The organism is Actinomyces provencensis (genome assembly GCF_900155435.1).
Lineage (GTDB): Bacteria > Actinomycetota > Actinomycetes > Actinomycetales > Actinomycetaceae > Pauljensenia > Pauljensenia provencensis.
This window is the reverse complement of the sequence record NZ_LT700212.1, coordinates 3,025,046-3,045,510: the sequence shown is the minus strand read 5'-3', so window position 1 is coordinate 3,045,510 and position 20,465 is coordinate 3,025,046. Positions and strand designations below refer to the sequence as shown.

The 20,465-nt window shown below is 67.5% G+C and carries 12 protein-coding genes, 1 pseudogene and 2 CRISPR repeat arrays (1 of these 15 cut by a window edge); of the genes and pseudogenes, 3 read left to right on the top strand and 10 right to left on the bottom strand.

What is annotated here, in order from left to right; genetic code table 11:
* A CRISPR array of direct repeats spans nucleotides 1–610; the repeat unit is 28 nt; unit sequence GGATCATCCCCGCATTCGCGGGGAGCAC; it reaches 2,043 nt to the left of the window's first position.
* Between the two features lie 134 nt (nucleotides 611–744).
* Nucleotides 745–1,619, top strand: a pseudogene (locus BQ9890_RS13210) (ISL3 family transposase).
* Nucleotides 1,620–1,623: 4 nt separating this feature from the next.
* Nucleotides 1,624–6,778: a CRISPR direct-repeat array (repeat unit 28 nt; unit sequence GGATCATCCCCGCATTCGCGGGGAGCAC).
* Between the two features lie 145 nt (nucleotides 6,779–6,923).
* Here the strand turns inward: BQ9890_RS13210 and cas2e are convergent.
* The 10 genes from cas2e to BQ9890_RS13160 form a co-directional block, all read right to left on the bottom strand.
* A complete protein-coding gene (gene cas2e / locus BQ9890_RS13205) occupies nucleotides 6,924–7,286 on the bottom strand; it encodes a type I-E CRISPR-associated endoribonuclease Cas2e (protein ID WP_075892119.1) in 363 nt (120 codons plus the stop codon).
* A gap of 1 nt (nucleotide 7,287) precedes the next feature.
* Nucleotides 7,288–8,178, bottom strand: coding sequence for a type I-E CRISPR-associated endonuclease Cas1e (gene cas1e, locus BQ9890_RS13200; RefSeq protein ID WP_230297955.1), 891 nt, complete (start codon nucleotides 8,176–8,178; stop codon nucleotides 7,288–7,290).
* 82 nt (nucleotides 8,179–8,260) lie between these two features.
* Nucleotides 8,261–8,959, bottom strand: coding sequence for a type I-E CRISPR-associated protein Cas6/Cse3/CasE (gene cas6e / locus BQ9890_RS13195; protein ID WP_075892115.1), 699 nt, complete (start codon nucleotides 8,957–8,959; stop codon nucleotides 8,261–8,263).
* Nucleotides 8,959–9,690, bottom strand: a complete 732-nt coding sequence (gene cas5e / locus BQ9890_RS13190) for a type I-E CRISPR-associated protein Cas5/CasD (protein ID WP_075892113.1) — start codon at nucleotides 9,688–9,690, stop codon at nucleotides 8,959–8,961. Before cas5e ends, cas6e begins: the two co-directional genes overlap by 1 nt.
* Nucleotides 9,687–10,859 (bottom strand): type I-E CRISPR-associated protein Cas7/Cse4/CasC, encoded by a 1,173-nt coding sequence (cas7e, locus tag BQ9890_RS13185; protein ID WP_075892111.1) that lies wholly within the window; start codon nucleotides 10,857–10,859, stop codon nucleotides 9,687–9,689. Before cas7e ends, cas5e begins: the two co-directional genes overlap by 4 nt.
* Nucleotides 10,859–11,488 carry a type I-E CRISPR-associated protein Cse2/CasB gene (casB, locus tag BQ9890_RS13180; protein WP_078062468.1) on the bottom strand — a complete coding sequence of 210 codons (630 nt, stop codon included), beginning with the start codon at nucleotides 11,486–11,488 and terminating at the stop codon, nucleotides 10,859–10,861. Before casB ends, cas7e begins: the two co-directional genes overlap by 1 nt.
* Nucleotides 11,481–13,202 (bottom strand): type I-E CRISPR-associated protein Cse1/CasA, encoded by a 1,722-nt coding sequence (casA, locus tag BQ9890_RS13175; protein ID WP_195907685.1) that lies wholly within the window; start codon nucleotides 13,200–13,202, stop codon nucleotides 11,481–11,483. The genes casB and casA overlap by 8 nt, the downstream gene beginning before the upstream one ends.
* On the bottom strand, nucleotides 13,199–16,225 hold the full coding sequence (cas3, locus tag BQ9890_RS13170) for a CRISPR-associated helicase Cas3' (protein ID WP_195907684.1): 3,027 nt from the start codon (nucleotides 16,223–16,225) through the stop codon (nucleotides 13,199–13,201). Before cas3 ends, casA begins: the two co-directional genes overlap by 4 nt.
* 444 nt (nucleotides 16,226–16,669) lie before the next feature.
* Nucleotides 16,670–17,515, bottom strand: a complete 846-nt coding sequence (locus BQ9890_RS13165) for a Sir2 family NAD-dependent protein deacetylase (RefSeq protein ID WP_078062466.1) — start codon at nucleotides 17,513–17,515, stop codon at nucleotides 16,670–16,672.
* A gap of 225 nt (nucleotides 17,516–17,740) precedes the next feature.
* Nucleotides 17,741–18,295 carry a YagU family protein gene (locus BQ9890_RS13160; protein WP_075892107.1) on the bottom strand — a complete coding sequence of 185 codons (555 nt, stop codon included), beginning with the start codon at nucleotides 18,293–18,295 and terminating at the stop codon, nucleotides 17,741–17,743.
* 395 nt (nucleotides 18,296–18,690) lie between these two features.
* Here BQ9890_RS13160 and BQ9890_RS13150 point away from each other — a divergent pair, with 395 nt between their 5' ends.
* Together BQ9890_RS13150 and BQ9890_RS13145 are read left to right on the top strand one after the other, a co-directional pair.
* Nucleotides 18,691–20,082 (top strand): O-acetylhomoserine aminocarboxypropyltransferase/cysteine synthase family protein, encoded by a 1,392-nt coding sequence (locus tag BQ9890_RS13150; RefSeq protein WP_456047834.1) that lies wholly within the window; start codon nucleotides 18,691–18,693, stop codon nucleotides 20,080–20,082.
* Nucleotides 20,079–20,465, top strand: a 387-nt coding sequence (locus BQ9890_RS13145; protein WP_230297954.1) for a P1 family peptidase, incomplete at its 3' end; no start/stop codon positions are given. The genes BQ9890_RS13150 and BQ9890_RS13145, both read left to right, overlap by 4 nt.

Here is a 20,465-nt window from a genome sequence, read left to right as displayed (position 1 = left end):
CTCGCCAGTGTGGACTCGCGACAGGCCGAGGGGGGATCATCCCCGCATTCGCGGGGAGTACTCCCGGCGGCGCTGTCCGATCCACTGGGTGATGGGATCATCCCCGCATTCGCGGGGAGCACATCGAGTGCCGCCCCGAGATGAGCCCCGGCGACGGATCATCCCCGCATTCGCGGGGAGCACGCCATCGACAACTACGCCCTCCGCGGTCCCTTCGGATCATCCCCGCATTCGCGGGGAGCACACGAGCCTGCAGGTCCTCGCCGCCCTCACCGGCGGATCATCCCCGCATTCGCGGGGAGCACCTGCGTAGCCTCTCAGCCATGAGGCGGCCACAGGGATCATCCCCGCATTCGCGGGGAGCACCCCAGCAACGCCATGCGCATCAACTGGAGCGCGGGATCATCCCCGCATTCGCGGGGAGCACGCAGAGAGGCGAGACCCGAAGTACCAGTTCGCGGGATCATCCCCGCATTCGCGGGGAGCACGTCTCCTGCATCCTGTCTGTGGACCGCTTGATGGGATCATCCCCGCATTCGCGGGGAGCACACGTCGAATGCCGTGCCCGCGCCTCGGTCCTGCGGATCATCCCCGCATTCGCGGGGAGCACACACGCCTATAGCGGCTCTTCGTAATCAAGGGTGTAGCGGGGGTTTGGGTCTGGCTGGCGTGTCGGGGTGGGTGTGAGGGTCGGGGTCTTCCGATGATGGGAGTTCCTACACAGCCCATCTGAAAGACCCCGACGTGTCCCACGCTACCTTCACGCGCCCTGATCTGACCACGTTCGCCCGCTTGGATGACCTCGGCCTCGTGGTGGTAGGCCAGAGGATCCTCCCGGATCGCTGCGAGGTGGCCTGCCGGGTGGTGGAGGATGACCGGTGGTGTCGCGAGTGTGGGTGTGAGGGGATTCCCCGTGACACCGTGGTCCGTCGTCTCGCCCACGAGCCCTCGGGCTGGAGACCGGTGACACTGCGGGTAGCGCGTNGATTGAGGTGGTCGCCATGGATGGGTTCACCGGGTTCAAGACCGCAGCCAAGGAAGAACTCCCCGACGCGCATGCGGTCATGGATCCCTTCCACGTTGTCCAGCTCGCCGGTGATGCCCTGGACCACGCCAGGCAGCGCGTCCAGCAGGAGACCACCGGGCATCGTGGCAGGTCCGGGGACCCTCTGTACGGGGTGCGTCGGACGCTGCACACCGGGATGGATCTCCTCACAGACAAGCAGCGCACCCGCCTGGAGGCCGTCTTCGCCCAGGACCGACACGCCCAGGTGGAAGCCAGTTGGAGCGTGTACCAGAAGATCGTGGGTGCCTACCGCAACCCCGACCGGGCCGCCGGTCGAGACCAGCTGGCCCACCTCATTGATGCCATCAGCCGCGAAGTCCCCTCCGTCCTCGCGGAGATCACCACGCTGGGACGCACCCTCAAGCGGCGTGCCGCAGACGTCCTGGCTTACTTCGAGCGCCCCCACACCTCCAATGGTCCGACCGAGGCCCTCAATGGCCGACTGGAACACCTGCGCGGCTCAGCCTTGGGATTCCGCAACCTCACAAACTACATCGCCCGCAGTCTGCTCGAGGCCGGAGGATTCAGACCCCAACAACACCCTCAATCGTGAAGAGCCGATCATCCCCGCATTCGCGGGGAGCACTTCCCCCGGCCCGACCCCGAGGACATCTGCAAGGGATCATCCCCGCATTCGCGGGGAGCACTCCAGGGGCGCGCGGACCTCACCGACGTCCTCGGGATCATCCCCGCATTCGCGGGGAGCACTCAAACTTGAACAGGCTGTCGAGGTCAGCGTCGGGATCATCCCCGCATTCGCGGGGAGCACCAGTCCGTAGGAGTCGGCAAGGGCTTCCGCTTCGGATCATCCCCGCATTCGCGGGGAGCACTTCCCAGACGCCTCGAAGCTCTCGCGCATCTCGGGATCATCCCCGCATTCGCGGGGAGCACTCCATCATGGGCGGCCCCAAGTCCGTGGGCTCGGGATCATCCCCGCATTCGCGGGGAGCACTCCGCTTGTCAGCACACGACTATGGACCTAGTAGGATCATCCCCGCATTCGCGGGGAGCACGCCGTGAACCAGGTGGGGAACGTCAGCACATGCGGATCATCCCCGCATTCGCGGGGAGCACCAAGTTGCTCATGTCGTGCTACCTCCTGGTCAGGGATCATCCCCGCATTCGCGGGGAGCACCACGGACAGTAGGAACTAATGGACAGTAGGAACGGATCATCCCCGCATTCGCGGGGAGCACGGCCCGATCAGCCCGTCAGCCTCCACGCTGAGCGGATCATCCCCGCATTCGCGGGGAGCACTCAGCCCCACTAGTGGAGGGTGCGCCGGCGCCGGGATCATCCCCGCATTCGCGGGGAGCACCTCAACTTGCCCTCGAACCTCTCGGCTCGGCCGGGATCATCCCCGCATTCGCGGGGAGCACCTCATGTCTTTGATTGACTCCCTGCGGAGCATGGGATCATCCCCGCATTCGCGGGGAGCACGTGGTGGCCGAGGGCTGTCCGGCGACCTGGTGAGGATCATCCCCGCATTCGCGGGGAGCACGTGGAGCGGATGACGGCTGTGAAGGCCGTCCAGGGATCATCCCCGCATTCGCGGGGAGCACAAGCCGGTCGCGGTCTGCACCTTCCCCAGGGCCGGATCATCCCCGCATTCGCGGGGAGCACCCCAGGATGCGTCCCGGGATGCCACCGACCCAGGGATCATCCCCGCATTCGCGGGGAGCACACGTCGCCTGCCCACACCCGCAGGGACTCCTCAGGATCATCCCCGCATTCGCGGGGAGCACATCTCAGCAAAAGGGCTCAATGGAACCGTCCGTGGATCATCCCCGCATTCGCGGGGAGCACGTCCACGGCAGTCACTCGCACGCCGTCGTCCTGGGATCATCCCCGCATTCGCGGGGAGCACGCTGGGGTACGGGGCTCAAGGAAGAGGACTTCGGGATCATCCCCGCATTCGCGGGGAGCACTCCATGTTCGCGGCGGACTCGTGGGTGGCCGCCGGATCATCCCCGCATTCGCGGGGAGCACCCGAGCAGGTCGGCGACGACGAGGCGCTCGCGCGGATCATCCCCGCATTCGCGGGGAGCACATGCCCACGGCATGGTCCATCATCGAACATGTGGGATCATCCCCGCATTCGCGGGGAGCACTGCCGTGGGGGTGAGTGAATCCCTGTATGGCTGGGATCATCCCCGCATTCGCGGGGAGCACTTTAGACATTCCCCTCCCCATTACAACTAATCAGGATCATCCCCGCATTCGCGGGGAGCACCTATATCTTCCATAACTTCTAACTAATCATTAGGGATCATCCCCGCATTCGCGGGGAGCACGCTTCCTTGCCGATGACCTAAACCTAAGTCAGAGGATCATCCCCGCATTCGCGGGGAGCACGTAAGGCTTGCCTAAGTGGGGGAGCCCTTATGCGGATCATCCCCGCATTCGCGGGGAGCACCACAGTATCCACAGGTACCCTCGTGGGTATGTGGGATCATCCCCGCATTCGCGGGGAGCACTTCTAACTAATCATTAGTTATAACTATTCATCAGGGATCATCCCCGCATTCGCGGGGAGCACCCCGTGATCGCACCTCCAGTAGCAGCGCCCGGCGGATCATCCCCGCATTCGCGGGGAGCACTATAGCTATAGTTCTAACTATATCTTCCATAACGGATCATCCCCGCATTCGCGGGGAGCACGTGAGAGGCGCTGCTGGCCCCGCGCCGCGAGTGGGATCATCCCCGCATTCGCGGGGAGCACTTCAGCGACACCTATGGCGACGTGCGAAAGCAGGGATCATCCCCGCATTCGCGGGGAGCACGTGGACGCCCTGCAGGAACTGCAGGATGCGCAGGGATCATCCCCGCATTCGCGGGGAGCACGATCTCTGCGGTGGTAGAGCTTGAGCCTGGCAGGGATCATCCCCGCATTCGCGGGGAGCACGTCGGCGGACCGGCGGGTCTCCCCCGCGAGTAGGGATCATCCCCGCATTCGCGGGGAGCACAGGACACGCACGTAGGTGATGGCCGCTGAGTACGGATCATCCCCGCATTCGCGGGGAGCACATCACAGACGTTCTGGGCACGCTGCCCGACCTGGGATCATCCCCGCATTCGCGGGGAGCACAAATTCATTGAGAAAGGAGCCTCCCCTGAAGCGGGATCATCCCCGCATTCGCGGGGAGCACGACTGGCCGAGACTCTCACTCTCGGCTATTCAGGGATCATCCCCGCATTCGCGGGGAGCACTCATTAGTTATAACTATTCATCAGTTCTAACTAGGATCATCCCCGCATTCGCGGGGAGCACGCTACGCCCCCACCCTCACGCTCTCCCGTCGCGGGATCATCCCCGCATTCGCGGGGAGCACTCATTAGTTATAACTAATCAATAGTTCTAACTGGGATCATCCCCGCATTCGCGGGGAGCACTCTAACTATACCGGCCTACCCGGTACGCTATTGGGATCATCCCCGCATTCGCGGGGAGCACGTCCCACCTGTAGGCTACCCGACATGCCGCGCGGGATCATCCCCGCATTCGCGGGGAGCACGTTGAAGTGATCCGGACTTCCTCCCTGTCCCAGGGATCATCCCCGCATTCGCGGGGAGCACGATCTTGTTCGGACACCGCATGGACGATCCCGAGGATCATCCCCGCATTCGCGGGGAGCACTCCAGCGCACCGAACACCGGGTAGGTGATCGCGGGATCATCCCCGCATTCGCGGGGAGCACTCGAGTTTGGAGGGAATGTAAGCGTCCCATCCGGGATCATCCCCGCATTCGCGGGGAGCACCCCACGCTGCGATGAACGGCGAGACGGTCGGTAGGATCATCCCCGCATTCGCGGGGAGCACGGCCTCTATGTCTGGCGCCGCGACATGCAAGCGGGATCATCCCCGCATTCGCGGGGAGCACCCCCTATTGCCCGTGTAAACAATACCCTAACCAGGATCATCCCCGCATTCGCGGGGAGCACGACTGGCCGGACCTCTCACGCCCGGCTATTCAGGGATCATCCCCGCATTCGCGGGGAGCACCTACGTCAGACGTAGTAAGGACTAAAGACCTAGGGATCATCCCCGCATTCGCGGGGAGCACAGGGCCTGGGCGAGGGCGTTCTGCACCTCGGCGGGATCATCCCCGCATTCGCGGGGAGCACACGTAGGAGAGGGTGCCGCCGCCCCCGGCGGGGGGATCATCCCCGCATTCGCGGGGAGCACGTCGATCCGGGTGGGGATGGCGACGGCCTCCGCGGATCATCCCCGCATTCGCGGGGAGCACCGACACCTTGCCTAGGCAAGGTGTTTCGGCTTAGGATCATCCCCGCATTCGCGGGGAGCACGTTGAGGTGATCCGGACCTCCCCACGGTCCCAGGGATCATCCCCGCATTCGCGGGGAGCACTGTTCTGCCCGATGGTCGGGTGGGAGACGGCGGGGATCATCCCCGCATTCGCGGGGAGCACCTCGCCCGCGTCAGCGTGCCCGGGAGCCGAGTGGGATCATCCCCGCATTCGCGGGGAGCACGGCGCCTTCAACGGCCTCGGGAAGGCAGCCGAGGGATCATCCCCGCATTCGCGGGGAGCACATCGACCCGGAGACCGACGTGAGCGTCCTCCTGGGATCATCCCCGCATTCGCGGGGAGCACTGGTCGGACTTCGACACGAACAGCCGCGCCGAGGGATCATCCCCGCATTCGCGGGGAGCACTACTTGCAGGAAGCGCCGGTGTTCACGGACGTGGGATCATCCCCGCATTCGCGGGGAGCACCTAACCTGTTGGTTAGGAAGGGAGCCCTTATGCGGATCATCCCCGCATTCGCGGGGAGCACCCTTGACGGTCAACACCATCGGCATGTCCTGCCGGATCATCCCCGCATTCGCGGGGAGCACTGTAACTATACCGCCCTACCCGGTACGCTATTGGGATCATCCCCGCATTCGCGGGGAGCACTCGTACACGGTCAAGCCGATGATGGTGCCCGGCGGATCATCCCCGCATTCGCGGGGAGCACCAGCGCCCAGTTCACGGGACTATGGCATCGCAGGGGATCATCCCCGCATTCGCGGGGAGCACCAGCTCATCTACGAGTCGGGCGACGCGGACGTGGGATCATCCCCGCATTCGCGGGGAGCACCATGTCCGCGACCTCGCGTGTCGTGAACACTGGGGATCATCCCCGCATTCGCGGGGAGCACGCGGCTCCCGTCTGCTCCACGTATTCCTTCTCGGGATCATCCCCGCATTCGCGGGGAGCACTCAACCTCGACGCGCCGGTGCCATCCTTGACAGGGATCATCCCCGCATTCGCGGGGAGCACGGCTCTGCGGTCACGATGAGACGCACCCAGCGGGGATCATCCCCGCATTCGCGGGGAGCACCAGTGGTGACGGCTCTGGAGGAGTGGCGCACGGGGATCATCCCCGCATTCGCGGGGAGCACCACGTTATCTTCATCGCCCCAGCCACGCCAGGGGGATCATCCCCGCATTCGCGGGGAGCACGACTTGCACAGGACGGCATTTAGGCCGACCTCGGGATCATCCCCGCATTCGCGGGGAGCACCTTTACCTCTAATAGTACTATCACCGCCACGGGGGATCATCCCCGCATTCGCGGGGAGCACTCTAACTAATCATTAGTTATAACTATTCATCAGGGATCATCCCCGCATTCGCGGGGAGCACCCACTCTCGATCCGGAGCGCGTTGAGGAACATGGGATCATCCCCGCATTCGCGGGGAGCACAGTGGCTGACCTGCGCCAACCGATACGGCACCGGTCAATTTACATGGATTGCAGCCTTGCGCCTTCTGCGCTCAGGTTCACGGGAGGGCGTCCGCGACCCGTATCTGCTACGCACGCACGGGACAGACGCCCCCCACGAACTTGGTCACTTCCTCCCGAACCTGCGCCTCCGGGCCGCGGTCGACCATCCTCTCGGAGGCTTGTCCGACGGCACTCCGTCCACCGGATCGCGTCCTTCTGGCGGCCGACGCATGAGCACGATGCCGTCGAAGTCCTCCATCCCCCACCCGTACTGGTGCTCGCGGACGACGTAACCCTGCTCATTCCTGGCCGGATAGATCAGCAGAGCCCGTCCCTGACCGGCCGCTTCGACGATGCGATCCCACAGCTGGTCGCGAACCCGCGCCGACACCCGACCCACGTAGACACCCGGCGCGAGTTCCATGAACCAGCGCGACACGTCTCCCCTCAACCCTGCCGGACAGGAGTTCAGGACCAGGACCTGCATGTCAGAAGTCCAGATCGTAGTTGGTGCCACCAGCGAGTCTCTCCCGCTGGTAGTCCCACAGGCTCACGACATCGGCCTCCAGGAACTCCTCCGACTCCCGGGAGACACCAAGGAGTTCCTGCACATCCGCCACCGTCCGCTGGAGCAGATGACGTTCGAAGACCACGTCACGCATCCGCCGACGCACAGTGTTCGCGACATCTCCCTCGTCCTCCGCCACGGTGTCGAAGGCGATCGGGATCGTCGTCTCGGCCTTGTACAGGTCCGCCACGTCGTAGAGGAAGCACAGGTCGTGCCCGTCGTGGACGATCCCCAGTCCCGGCGAGCACCCCAGCCCGACCAGCGCTGCATGGACGATCCCGTACAGCGCCGTGTTCGCCGCCGACAGGGCCTGGTTGATGGGATCGGAGTCGAGGAAGTCATCGGGCCTGTAGTCCCGCCGCTTCCACTCCACCCCGGTCCGCTCGGCGTTCTCCCGGTAGATGCGCCGGACCCGGGCGCCCTCCCGTCCTCGCAGCTCCTGCATCGACAGGCCCGACACGTCCTCACCGGGAAACCTCATCGCATACATGGCCCGCGCAACTGCCAGCCGCTCGGTGCGGACGGAACTCTTGCGGGCCTGCGCCTTGAGCATGCGGTTGGACCTCGCCAGGGAGCGTCCCGAGGCATAGACCCGGACTCCGCGTTCGCCGGTCCACGCCATCGAGGTCCCCGACTGCCCCATGAGCGTCATGGCCTGGTGCGTCACCGTCGTCCCCGGCCCCAGCAGCACCACCGACATCATGGTGATCGGGACATGCACCACGCCCCGGTCATTGCGCAGCGTCATCGCATTGTCGTCACGGTGCACCACGCACTGCTCGGCGTAGATGAAACTCAGCCTGTCCTCCACCCGCGGGAGGAGGGACACCGGCGGGGGCGGCGCACCACTCACGGACACGGTGTTCCTCCTCCCAGGACCCCTTCCACAGTGTTCACGGCCGTGCCAGCGTCATGAGACCGCACCCGTACGCCTTCGCGTGCCCCATTCCGTTGACGAGGACGGACCTGAGGGTCTGCGGATCGACGACTTCGAGGGCGCCCTCGTAGCTGGTCCGGGTCAACGTCACCCGGCGACGACCCGTTCCTGCACCCTGATGGCTGAACTGCACGACCTCCCGTCCCACCACCGTGAAGGAGAACGGCGTACTGCCGTCCTCATCTCCCGGGTCCTGGGCAGTGCCGGCGCACCGAGCACCCCACCCTGCCAGCCGCGCTCCCAACCACGCCTCCTGTTGCGTCGCCGTGAGGTGGCCGAAACGCTGGGTGTCGGCGGAGTCCCGGCTCCGCCGACCCGAGTGCGTCGGGTTCGCGGTGAGGCGGAAGGCCCAGACCTGACCCACCGCGAGCCTGTCGAGGAAGGGCGCGTAGTCCTTCGTCTCCCAGCCCTGGGTTGCCGGACGTCCGATCTCCTCGACGACGTGGGTGAGGTCCGGACGGGAGGCGCTGGCGAGGTACAGCCACACTCCCTCCCCCACCCGGTCGATCCGCCACAGTCGACGCTCTCCGGCGGATGAGGCGGGGAAAGCTGCCTCGACGGCGGCATGCATGACCTGGGGCGATCCCAGGTAACGTCGGGCGGCCCGGCGTCGGGGATTGATCTCCATGCGCGTCAGGTAGTGGGGTCCGTCCATCACAGTTCCTCCCAAGGGTCATGCCTGGTGCTGCGGGTGTCCCGCGTGTCGTCCGCTCGTGTCATGGGCACCTCCACGGTCGTGTGCGTGACCTCGCGCCACTCGTACTCGCGCCTTCGTGGGTCCCACGATCGTGGGACGTCCCGCACGCGTTCCACGGAGTCCGCCCTCCCCGGTGCAGAACTCGGTCCGTCCAGCGACAGCGCACACCTGTACGTCACGTCCGCGGAGCGCCGGGACTGTCGGCGCTGGAACCAGTCCGATGCCTGCCACTTCGCGTCCCGCAGCGAGGCCTCCAGGTCCTCCTGTTCGACACCCGCGAAGACCGGCCGGGAGGGTACGCAGGAGCGCCTGCCGAGGTAGAGCGGATATCGAGGTGAGCGGACGGCGTCCGCGAGACCCTCGATCAACTCGTCATCCCCCTCCACCCCTGCGAGGAAGACGCCATCCGTGATGTAGTAGCGCTCCGACAGTGGCATCGTGGCCGCACCGTCCAGGCTCCGGGCGGTCTGGAAGTCGCGGAGCACCCGTCCCGGCTGATCGGTGCGGACACCGAAACGCAGGGTGAGCAGGTCCTCGACGGGATCCGTACGTCTGCGGCCCTGCGCGGCCGCCAGCATCCCGAGGATTCCCGACCTGGTGGGCTCCCGCCGTGTGAGCCTGCGACTGAACCGGCTCGAATCACCCCAGGCCTGCATGGGCCCGGCCAGCCGCAGGAGCAGGACGCTCACTGCTCCTCCGGGATCCTGTCGGCCACCGCATCGATGACCGAGTCGACGGTGGTGGGCAGGGGGGCCACATCGGCGATGGTTGCGACGCGGTCCCGATACTGCGGCAGCGCGGACGCCCACCGGTGCACGGCCGGGTGGCCGTAGGTGTCGTCGATGCCGGTGGCGGTGTCGACGAGGGCGGCCACGGAGGGCTCCACGACCCCGGAGTCAATGGTCCTGACCGGACGCTCGAACGCCCCCACCCAGGAGACGGGCTGGTCATCACGGAGCGAGACCACGACGACCTCGGGAAGGGTGCGGTTGGCGAAGGTGTTGATCTTGCCCGTCGGCATGGATCGGACGAAGGACTCGAGGAACTGCCGGACGGCCTCCACGGTGCTGGTGCGGTCGCCGAGGTTGGTGCACAGCGCGTCGACGTTGATGGTGGCGAAGCGGTAGAGGGTCGCCGAGTTGAACTCGACCGTGCCCATCATGCCGGCCCCGGCATCACCCTCCTCGACGGACTTCGCGTCGTCCACGGCGGTGAAGAAGTCGAACTCCGAGGTGACGGTGTGCGTGGACAGGGCATGGGCGACCTGGCAGGCAGCATCCACGTTGAGGTCCGTGTCGTCGGCCACCATACGGCCGAACAGCGCGACGTCGAGCGAGTTGTCCTGCTTGAGGGCGGCCTTGAGGTCCTTCTTGTGGGAAGCGATGGCATCGACTCCCTCGTCCCGGACGATCTCCACCACCCGCTCGGCGACGTTCCTGATCTGGGCGGCGGAGAGGAACAGGAGGTACCCGGACTCAGCTGCGCGGGCGGGGGCGTCCTCGGACTCGCCCTTCTTCCGCTTGGGTTCGGTGACCTTGATGCCTGCGGCCTTGAAGGCGGCTTCTGCGAGTGACGCGGCCCGCTCACGGACCTCCTCGGGCACCTCCGGGTCGCGCTCCGCCAGATCGGTGAGGGCCTCGGCCAGCTCCTCGACGACGCGCTTGGTCCTGCGGCCCATGGCCTCCTCGTCGACGTGGTCGCGGAAGTCCAGGCGGACCGCCCGCTTCCAGGACTGGGAGGAGACACGGGCCCGGGGGACCCCTCCGTACACGGCGGACTTGGGAGAGCCCGTGTCGTCGCGGTTCAGGCAGCTCGGCGGGACCGACTGCAGGATGTGGATGTCGACGTAGGTGCTCATCAGTTGTTCTCCTTCACGATTGGGTTGTTGTCTTCGTGGCTCGTGCGGTAGTACTGCCGGGACCAGCGCAACCGCACAGCGGGAGCGCCGCCGGGTTGCTGGAGGCGGAGGATGTCCTCGGCGAGCATCGCGTAGTCCAACCCGATGGAGGGCTGCGCACTGCGGAACTGGGTGACCAGACCACGCAGGTGGTGGAGGCACTCCTCGGTGGAGCCTGCGGTGAGCACCTTGGCGAACCGCCTGCGGACAGGTGAGTCCAGGCCCGCGTCCCCGCCGGCCAGTTCCCGCACGGCCCCTCCCAGTCCGTGGCCCTGCCTGTGCATCTTGTCGGGACGCCCCTGCTGGTGGATGGCGTAGAGGCACAGGGCGGCGTGCACGGCCCATTCCTCCGGTGTGGGGTCGTCGGAAGCGTGCGGCCCGACCTCGACCTCGGTCCACTCCCAGACCTCGGGCACGGACCCGGGCTCCTGACGGACGGCGGACCGCAGTCCCGCCAGGACGGCTCGAGCCCAAGGGGCGTCGACGCTCCCCGTGGCTGCCTCCTGCAAGCGGGAGACACGACCGTCGACCAGCCGACCGATGTGCCCCAGGTGTCGCGTCACCCCCTTCACCGCGTTCTCGTCACTCATGCGGATCTCCTTCCTCTCCCTGGTGCGTCGGTGTCATGTCCGTGGTGGTGGGCCTCGGGTCGACACCGAGCTTGTGTCGTCGTGACCTGAAGTAGACCTCGGCGAGCCCGGCATCCATGTCCCCGCGCGAGGTCGCGCGACCCTCGAAGGCCTCGGGCGGGATACCCGCGATGAGGACCTGCGCCTCGTCCTCGCTGAGCCTCCACAACCGAGTCGCCCACTCCACCCGGTCCGCACCGATCGTCTCCGGTGAGACGTCGACGACCCACTGGGCGAACTCGGGAGCCACCGCTGCGATCATCTGTTCGCGAGCCCGAGCCTCTTCGCCATCCGTGGAGTCCGCCCCCGCAGCCCGGGCGAGGTTGGCGGCGAAGTAGCCGAGTTCACGAGCCAGGTCCTGTGCCAGCCGTGCCGCATCCACGACCCGGTTGCGCAAGTTCTCCTGCTGCGGTTCGAACACGGCGCGGGGCAGGACCACGGAGTCGTCGAGGAGCTCCACGATGACGGAGTTGTTGCTCCCCAGCTTCACGCCGGTCGCGTGGTAGCGAATGTCCTGTGCCGAGAGGAACCCCGCCTCGATGAGCTTCTCCAACCACTCCGACAGTGCAGGAGGGATCTGGCGCGGAGCCTTCGACACCTTCACCCTCGGATCCTGGGGGGAGGTTCCCGGAAGCAGGGCCTCCAACCCCTGCCACAGGGACCTCGCCGGGTCGAGCTCCTGGGGCATGTAGACGATGGTTCCCGCCTTCTTCGTCTGCGGCTCCGAGTAGCGCCACGCAGTGCGCGGCTCCAGGTGCTGGCGGAACTGCGGCGTGACCCGATCGCCCTGGCAGAGCACGATGCCCACGACGCCCTCGTCGCTGCCGACCAGTCGAACACGCCGGGACTGCCAGGTCGCCAGGTCGACGGGCCCTCTCGGATCGCGCCCTCCTCGGGCTTCCTCCTGCTCGGAGAGCTGGGGGCGTTCCCACGGAGGGAGGTCCGTGGTCTCGTCGAAACTGAGACCCCCCACTCCGTTCGGCACGAGGTTCGTCAGGAGCGTGTCCCACAGGCTGTCCCGATCGACGACCAGGCCACCGATCTGGGCCGCCCACCCCGCTCCGATGGGATAGCCCTTCCCGCCCTTCACGCGTGGGTCTCCGACGGCACCGGACCTGATGCCGGAGGGGTCGAAGGCCTGGACGTGGACGAGCCATCGCGCCGCCTCCGCCCAGCTGATCCTCCGGTTGCCCTCGCGCAGACGGGTGGTGAAGAAGGGTTCCCCGTTGGGGACGTCCGCCAGGAGCACTTCGAGTCCGGAGTACTCCCCCTTGCCGGTGCGCAGATCCGCGACCTGGTAGAAGGGGCGCTCGGGATCCCGCAGGTCGAAGCGGTCGTGGAACTCGTCGAGGTAGTCCAGGACCGTCTCGATGGCGGCATCAGGATCCTCGGCGACCTGCTCCCACTCCCCGATCCCCCAGGGCTTGGCCCTGTGACCGATCTGGATGTCCTGCGCGCTCAGCGTGGGACTCCATGAGCGCACCATGACCCGTCTGAGGACGGAGGAGAGCAGCCCGAGGACGGCGAAGGACTGTGTGGGGACCTCACCCCCGATGCGTGCGATCTCCCTGCTCCGGTCGAACACGCCACTCAAGGAGACGAGCGCGCCGGTGCCGTCTCGGGTCTCCACCGGGATCCAGGGCTCGTCCACCAGGTTGAACCGTCCCATGTTCATGCGCTCTCCTTCTCCGTGACCCTCAGTCCCAACTCCGATGAGTACGTGACCTGCCTGCCGTCCACCGTGGTGCCGTCGTCGCCCAGGACGAGGAACAGCTGGCCTCGCAGATCCGGGGACTCCTGCCATGCCTGCCAGTAGCAGCGCCCCGCGATCTCGTCGATGACCCGATCGACGACACGGGGGTTGGTGAGTGAGGCCGGCAGCTTCACCGTCGACATGGCCAGTGCCCGCACGGCGGCGCGACTCGGAGGGAGGTCGGTGCGCAGGTCCTCGGGGTGACCACCTTCAGGGGGCGCCCATGCCTGGAGGCCATCCGTCGTCCTGCGCAGGAGCATGACCTCCACGGAGTCGTCCCCGTCACGGACCTTGGCGAAGCCACGTTGGCCGTCCTCGTCCCCTTCTGCCGACACCGAGAGCCACCCGTCGAGTGACGTCGGTCGTTGCGCGTCCCACGGCGGGTCGGAGACGAGGAAGGTCCCGGCCCTGAGGCGCGCATCCGCCACCTTCCGGTCCCGTGCTTGCAGGGCACCGGCCATGCGTGTCTGCCAGGCATCCGGAACGTGGAGGTCACCCTCGTACGCCTCCTCGACGAGGGCGCCGATGTCGGCGGGCAGGTCCACCCACTGCCCCTCGACGTCTCCCGCACCACGCAGGACGAGGGCGGCCCTGAGCAGCGCCCAGGCCCCGTAGACGAAGGTCGAACCACGGTCCATCTCGGGAACGGCTCCGGCGTCACTCGGCATTCCGAGGACATGACAGACAGGTGTGGACAGTGCCCTGGGCCGCACGCGGCCCGCGTGCCGGTGGATGCGGCCGATGCGCTGGAGCAGGATGTCCACCGGTGCCAGGTCGGTGACCAGGGTGTCGAAATCGATGTCGAGGGACTGCTCGACCACCTGGGTCGCGACGACGATCGATCGTTCGGGACGCCTCCGGTTCTCCCCGGTGGCCTCCTTGCCGAAGTGGTCCAACAACCACGTGTCGTTCGCCCGGCGGTCCTCAGCCGTGAAGCGCGAGTGCATGAGTCGCACCTCCGCGTCCTCGCCCTCGCCGGCCGGGTGTCGCTCCCGGAGGACCTGGTACAGCGCCTGCGCTGACCCCACCGTGTTGCGGACGACGAGAACGCATCCCCCGTCCCGGGCCAGGTCGTCGACCAGGTCCGCGACACACTCAGGGTCGGAGCCTGTGGTCTCGGCCCGGACCAGGACCCGGCTGGGGGGCAGCGCGGCGGGGATGGCACAGACGGTGACCCCGTCCGCCTGGACCCGCATGAGCCTCGGGTAGGGCGGAACGGGCGTGCCCTCCGCCAGCACGGACAGCCCGAGATCCTGCGAAGGCGACAGACGACCGCCTGCCCCCATGCCCTGGAGGTAGGCGAGTGCGAAGCGCTGGCGCAGTTCACGGTGGAGTGTGGCCGAGAGGATCACCACGCTCACCCCGTAGCAGCCCAGCCAGCGCAGGACCGCCTCCAGGAAGACGTTCATGTGGTCCGACGAGGCGTGCGCCTCATCGATGATGACCACCTTCTGGGCCAGACCCAGGTGACGCAGGACCAGGTGCTTCGACTTCAGGCCGGCGAGCAGCAGGTGGTCGATCGTCGCGGTGGTGAACTCGGACAGAGGGGCCTTCTTCCGCCCACTCAGCCATGGATGGGCCACCACGGTGCCCCCACCCGCATCGAGCGGGATGTCGCGACCGACGTCTCCCGGATCCCCGAGGTGCTCGAGACCCCGGAGGGCGAGTTCCAGCATGTCCCGTCCGGAACTGAAGAGCCTGCTGGCGTCCTTGTTGAACCGACTGCGCCCGTGGAGCAGGGATGCGGTGACCTCCGCATGGGCGGCACTGGCGGCAGCTGCGATCTTCTCGTCCGCGACGGTTCCCAGGTAGGTGAGCAGTCTGGAGAACATCGCGTCGGTGGTGGCCTGCGTGGGCAGGGCGAAGAGGAAGCCCGACGCGCCGGTGCGTGCGGCGAACAGCTCGGCCGCAAGGGTGCCCGCCTCGGTCTTGCCTGAACCCATCGCGTCCTCGATGAGAAGCATGCCCGGTCCGTCCCCGCTGCGGGCCAGCTCGACGGCTGCTTCCTGGAGCGGTCGGGCGTGGGCGTCCTCCCCCAATCGGAAGCGCCGACGCAGGAGGGCCGTGGCGTCCTCGCCCGCATCCACCACATTCCAGGGAACGGGCAGGTCGATGGACTCCCAGGCCCGGCGCAGGCGCTCCCGCTCGCCACCTGTACCGAGATAGCGGAAGTCGACGTCATCGAAATCGGCGAGAGGGAAGTAGGTCGCGTTCGACGCGATCCAGTCGGCCACGATCGTCAGACCGGATGCCAGGGTGAGGAAGGACATCGGCAGGCGGAGGGGAAGACGGAGATCCTCTTCCGCGCCCGACAGACCCAGGCAGAAGTCGATGAACTCCTCGTGCACATCGGCCCACCGGGTCCGTGCCGTCGCACCGGGTGCGTCTCCCCATTCCGACTCACGCTCCCGTGTGTCGCGCACGGTTCGCGAGTCCACGGTCATCCCGTGATGGGACCCCACGACGGAGGCGAGGGCGCGGGCGGTTCCACGGGAGGCGCCACGGGACGTGAGAGCGCGCGTCATGATGACTTCACCGACACGACCGTGGGACAGGTCCCGGGAACCGCGCTGGCGAACGGTGTCCATGCTGGGGACATCGATGCCACCGTCGACGCGCATCCTGCGGGCCAGGGGCGCCACCTGTGCGGCGAAACTCTGCGATGCTTTGCCGCAGTCGTGCGCGGCAGCCAGGAACCGCAACACACGTCGTGCCGCCTGGTCCGGCTCGGGTGCCGACGCCGCCCCGAATGGCTCGGCGAGGAGCGCCTTCTGGTGTTGGCTCAACCAGTCGTCCCAGAGTCGACCCATCACGCCAGCTGCGTCCATTGCGTGACCGACCAGGGGAAGCCACACCGTGGGGTGGTCACCCTCCGACTGATCCGTCTTCGCCCAGCACACCCGCAGTGCAGGTGAGAGCTCGCTCGGCTTCATCGCCTCACGCACTGATCCCTTCGGACGGGATAGGGTCGAGGGCATCGGTGGCCCGCCTACCGCCGACGCCTTGTTCATGATCGTAGACCGGCAATCGCTCCGTGGTCAAGGAGTGATCTCTAGGCCCGGAATCGATCTGTGATCGAGGAATGATCCAGAGTGCTCTCTTGGCTGCTCGAGGATCGGCAAATGCTCCCCGCGCATGCGGGGTCACGGAGGGGGAGGAACCGGGTCCGGTTCCTCCCCCTCCGATTCTCCTGTGTTCGTCATGTTCCGACGGTATGCCTTGGCGTGTGCATCTGGGCGCTGTCCGGCATTTCGGTTCCCGGCGACCCCGCGTCCGGGAGCCGGGACCCTGCGTCAGAACTGCCGACCATCTCGGATCCCACGGACTTCCGGCGACGCATCCCGACAGCTTGGTCACGGCTGCCGAACCTCATCGGGCGCCTGACCATCTCACCCCAACGCCTCAGCCAACCCCACCAGCGTCTCGGTCACTCCGGCATCGACCTTGACCGTCGCGAGGCGGTCCGCCCTCGTCGCGCCGCGGTTGACGACGACGATCGGGAGTCCGTCCGCCACCGCGCGGCGGACGATGCGCAGCCCGCTCTGGACCGTCAGGGAGGACCCCGCCACCAGGAGCGCCTGCGAGCAGTCCACCAGCGCCAACGCACGCTCTGCCCGCTCGTGGGGCACGACCTCCCCGAAGTAGACGATGTCGGGCTTGAGGATGCCCCCGCAGTACTCACAGTCCGCGACCACGAACCCGGAGGTGTCCTCGATGACGGCATCGGCGTCGGGGGCGATCTCGATGTCCCCGATCTCCCCCGCCAGGTCGTCGACGAAGTGCGGGTTCAACGCCTCCAGGCGCCCGGCCAGGTGCTCGCGGGAGATCACCCGCCCGCAGGTCAGGCACACCACCCGGTCGTAGCGCCCGTGCAGGTCGATGACGGTGCGCGATCCGGCCTGCTCGTGCAGGAGGTCGACGTTCTGGGTGATCACACCGGCGACCACGCCGTCGCGCTCCATCCGGGCCAGCGCCCGGTGCCCGTCATTGGGACGCGTGTCGTGGACGTGTCGCCACCCGACGTGGTTGCGCGCCCAGTACACGCGCCGGAACACGGGGTCGCCCGCGAACTGCTGGTACGTCATCGGGGTGCGCGGCGGCGAGTCCGGCCCGCGGTAGTCCGGGATCCCGGAGTCCGTCGACACACCCGCCCCCGTCAGTACGGCGATGTGCCTGCCGGACAGGGCCTCCACGGCGTCACGGAGGGTGCCGGGGGCCTTCGTCTGGGTGGTCACGTCGTCATCGTACGAGGGCGGTCCCGGACCTGCCGGGCCGGGAGGACAGGACGAGGGCACACGCACGGGAGAGGCGCACCCCCCTCGAGGACGGACTTCGCGGCCCCAACTGAGCGGACCTCGAGGGCAGAAGTGAGCGGACTTCGACGAAGGGGGCGGGCCGAGTGATCGGCCCGCCCCCTCAGTGGCAGTGCAGGGCCGCCCCGGGCGACCCGTCCGCAGGTCTCAGACCGTGCGGGTGTCCAGCGCGAACTCCGCATCGGGCTCATGCGTGATGCGGTTGCGCAGGTCGCGGCGGAAGATTTCAATGGCCCACATCCACACGGCGTGGCCGAAGAGTTCGGAGAAGTGCTCCTCGAAGGGCTGGTCCCAGGGGGCGGGGACGACACCCATGAGGGGCATGATCACGACGTGGAAGGCGATCCAGATCGCGACACCGAAGGCAGCGCCCTGCCAGAGCTTGACCTGGGGGAAGCGCTCGGCGAGCACGGTGTAGAGGACGGCGAAGAAGATCGAGAAGCCGAAGTGGACGATGAAGGAGACCCAGGGCAGTCCGTCGTTGCCGTTGTAGGCGTACGAGGAGTGCACGAAGTTGTCGGAGAAGCCGAGCAGCTCAAGGAATGCCTGGGGCGGGTTGGTGACCGCGCGCTCGGGGGTACGCGGGGGGAGGGGGACCTCCCAGCCGAACTTGACGATGGCGCCGACGATGCCGGCGATGACGCCGACAATGACGGCGACCTTGTAGTTCCTGCGTGATGGATCAGTCTGTGTGAGGGCCATGGGACAAGCGCGCTCCCCCCGCTGAGACAGTTTCAACATTCGTCCGGTCAGTGGGGTTGTGTGGCATCGTGAGCGCCTCCCACATTTCGCGGAATGCCGCGGATTCTCGGGATTCCGGTGTCACCAACCCCACACGACGACAGTCTGGTCCTCGCCGGCGTCACAGGTCCAATCCTGACCGACCGATCCGCTCACGTTCCCACATCGACGTCCTCCACGGTCGCGACTTGTCCGGAACCCGCGGACCTCCTGGGATCGGGTCCGCCCTCGCTCACCGGGGCCGACCTCGTACGCGTGTCCGAGCGGTGGGGGTCCCCCGCACGCTACCTTCTGGAGCACGGACTGGAACCGGAGGACCTCCTCGCCCTGGGGCGGGGACTCCTCCCCGGAGAGGAATGACCATGAGCGACCCCGACGTCCCGGAGCATCCCCGACCCCACCCACTGGCTGCGCCCCGGCCCCGTTGGGGGTTCACGACCACCCAGGTCCACGCCGGGCAGGTGCCCGACCCCTCCACGGGTGCGCGCGCCCTGCCCATCTTCCAGACCACGGCCTACGTGTTCCCCGACGCGGAGACGGCGGTGGAGCTGTTCAACGGGCACCGCACCGGTTTCACCTACGCCCGCGTCAACAACCCCACCGTCGCCGTGGTCGAGGAGCGCATCGCGGCGCTCGAGCGCGGCAGTGCCGCCGTCCTGCTCTCCTCCGGCCAGGCCGCTGTGACGGCCACGGTGTTCACGCTGGCCAATGCCGGGGACCACGTCGTGGCCTCCGCCAGCCTGTACGGAGGCACGCGCACCCTGCTGGCCAACAACCTCTCCAAGCACGGCATCTCCACCACCTTCGTCGACGACCAGGCGGACCCGGCCTCCTGGCAGGCGGCCGTCACCCCCCGCACGAAGCTCTTCCTGGGGGAGTCCCTGCCCAATCCTCGCGGTGACGTCCTCGACATCGAGACGGTCGCCGAAGTCGCCCATCGCAACGGCGTGCCCCTGGTCGTGGACAACACGGTGGCCACCCCCTACCTGATCAGGCCCCTGGAGTGGGGCGCGGACGTCGTGGTCCACTCCGCCACCAAGTACCTCTCCGGGCACGGGACCGTCCTGGCGGGCGCGGTGGTGGACGGCGGGACCTTTGACTTCTCCGCGGATCCCACCCGCTGGGCGGACTTCAACGAACCGCTGCCCGGCTATGACGACCTGGTCTTCGCCCGTGACTTCGGGACCGGGGGCCCTCTGGCCCCGGGTGGGCGCAACATGGCCTTCGCCGCCAAGCTGCGCGGTGAGCAGCTCCACGACCAGGGCGCCTGCCTGTCCCCCTTCAACGCGTTCCTGCTGGCCCAGGGCGTGGAGACCCTGTCGCTGCGCATGAACCGTCACGTCGCCAACGCCCAGGGCATCGCCCAGTGGCTCCACGACCGCGACGACGTGGCAGCGGTGAGCTACTCGGGCCTGGCGGACTCCCCCTACCGCGCCCTGGTGGACAAGTACTCCGACCACGGTGCGGGCGCGATCATCGCCTTCGACCTGCCCGGTGGGCGCGAGGCGGGCCTCACCTTCGTCTCGGCACTCAAGCTGCACTCCCTGGTCGCCAACATCGGGGACGTGCGCTCCCTGGCCGTCCACCCTGCCACCACCACCCACGGCCAGATCTCGCCGGAGGCGCAGCTCCAGGCGGGCATCACCCCGGGCACGGTGCGGCTGTCGGTGGGCATCGAGGACCTGCCCGACCTGCTGGCGGACCTCGAGCTCGGCTTCGACGCGGTGGCGCGGGCGGGGTTGCTGTGAACGGGGGCGAGGTCGCGGTGGAGGGCGACGGGTCTGTGCTCAGCCGATCCGGTGCCGGGGCACATGAGGGCGGAGCCCCGGTCGACCGGCACGACTCCGACCCACACCCCTCGGGTTCCCTCACCGACGTCCCGGGCGTGCGCGTCGGGCACGCCCAACGCCTCGGTGACGGTTTCCGCACCGGTGTGACCGTGGTGCTGCCCCCACCGGGCACCCTGGCAGCCGTGGACGTGCGCGGCGGCGCCGCCTGCACCGCCCAGACCGACGCGCTGCGCTCCGGTGCGGTCAGTGCCCACCCCCACGCCCTCATATGCTCTCGGGTGGCTCCGGGTACGGGCTGGCGGCACTGGCGGGCGTCCAGCAGTGGTGCGCCGAGCAGGGGC

What these genes read in the sequence shown, in the direction of transcription:
- cas2e (WP_075892119.1), bottom strand. Translation starts at nt 7,286, where the DNA reads ATGCAGGTCCTGGTCCTGAACTCCTGTCCGGCAGGGTTGAGGGGAGAC.
- cas6e (WP_075892115.1), bottom strand. Translation starts at nt 8,959, where the DNA reads ATGGACGGACCCCACTACCTGACGCGCATGGAGATCAATCCCCGACGC.
- cas7e (WP_075892111.1), bottom strand. Translation starts at nt 10,859, where the DNA reads ATGAGCACCTACGTCGACATCCACATCCTGCAGTCGGTCCCGCCGAGC.
- casB (WP_078062468.1), bottom strand. Translation starts at nt 11,488, where the DNA reads ATGAGTGACGAGAACGCGGTGAAGGGGGTGACGCGACACCTGGGGCAC.
- casA (WP_195907685.1), bottom strand. Translation starts at nt 13,202, where the DNA reads ATGAACATGGGACGGTTCAACCTGGTGGACGAGCCCTGGATCCCGGTG.
- BQ9890_RS13160 (WP_075892107.1), bottom strand. Translation starts at nt 18,295, where the DNA reads ATGGCCCTCACACAGACTGATCCATCACGCAGGAACTACAAGGTCGCC.
- BQ9890_RS13150 (WP_456047834.1), top strand. Translation starts at nt 18,691, where the DNA reads ATGACCATGAGCGACCCCGACGTCCCGGAGCATCCCCGACCCCACCCA.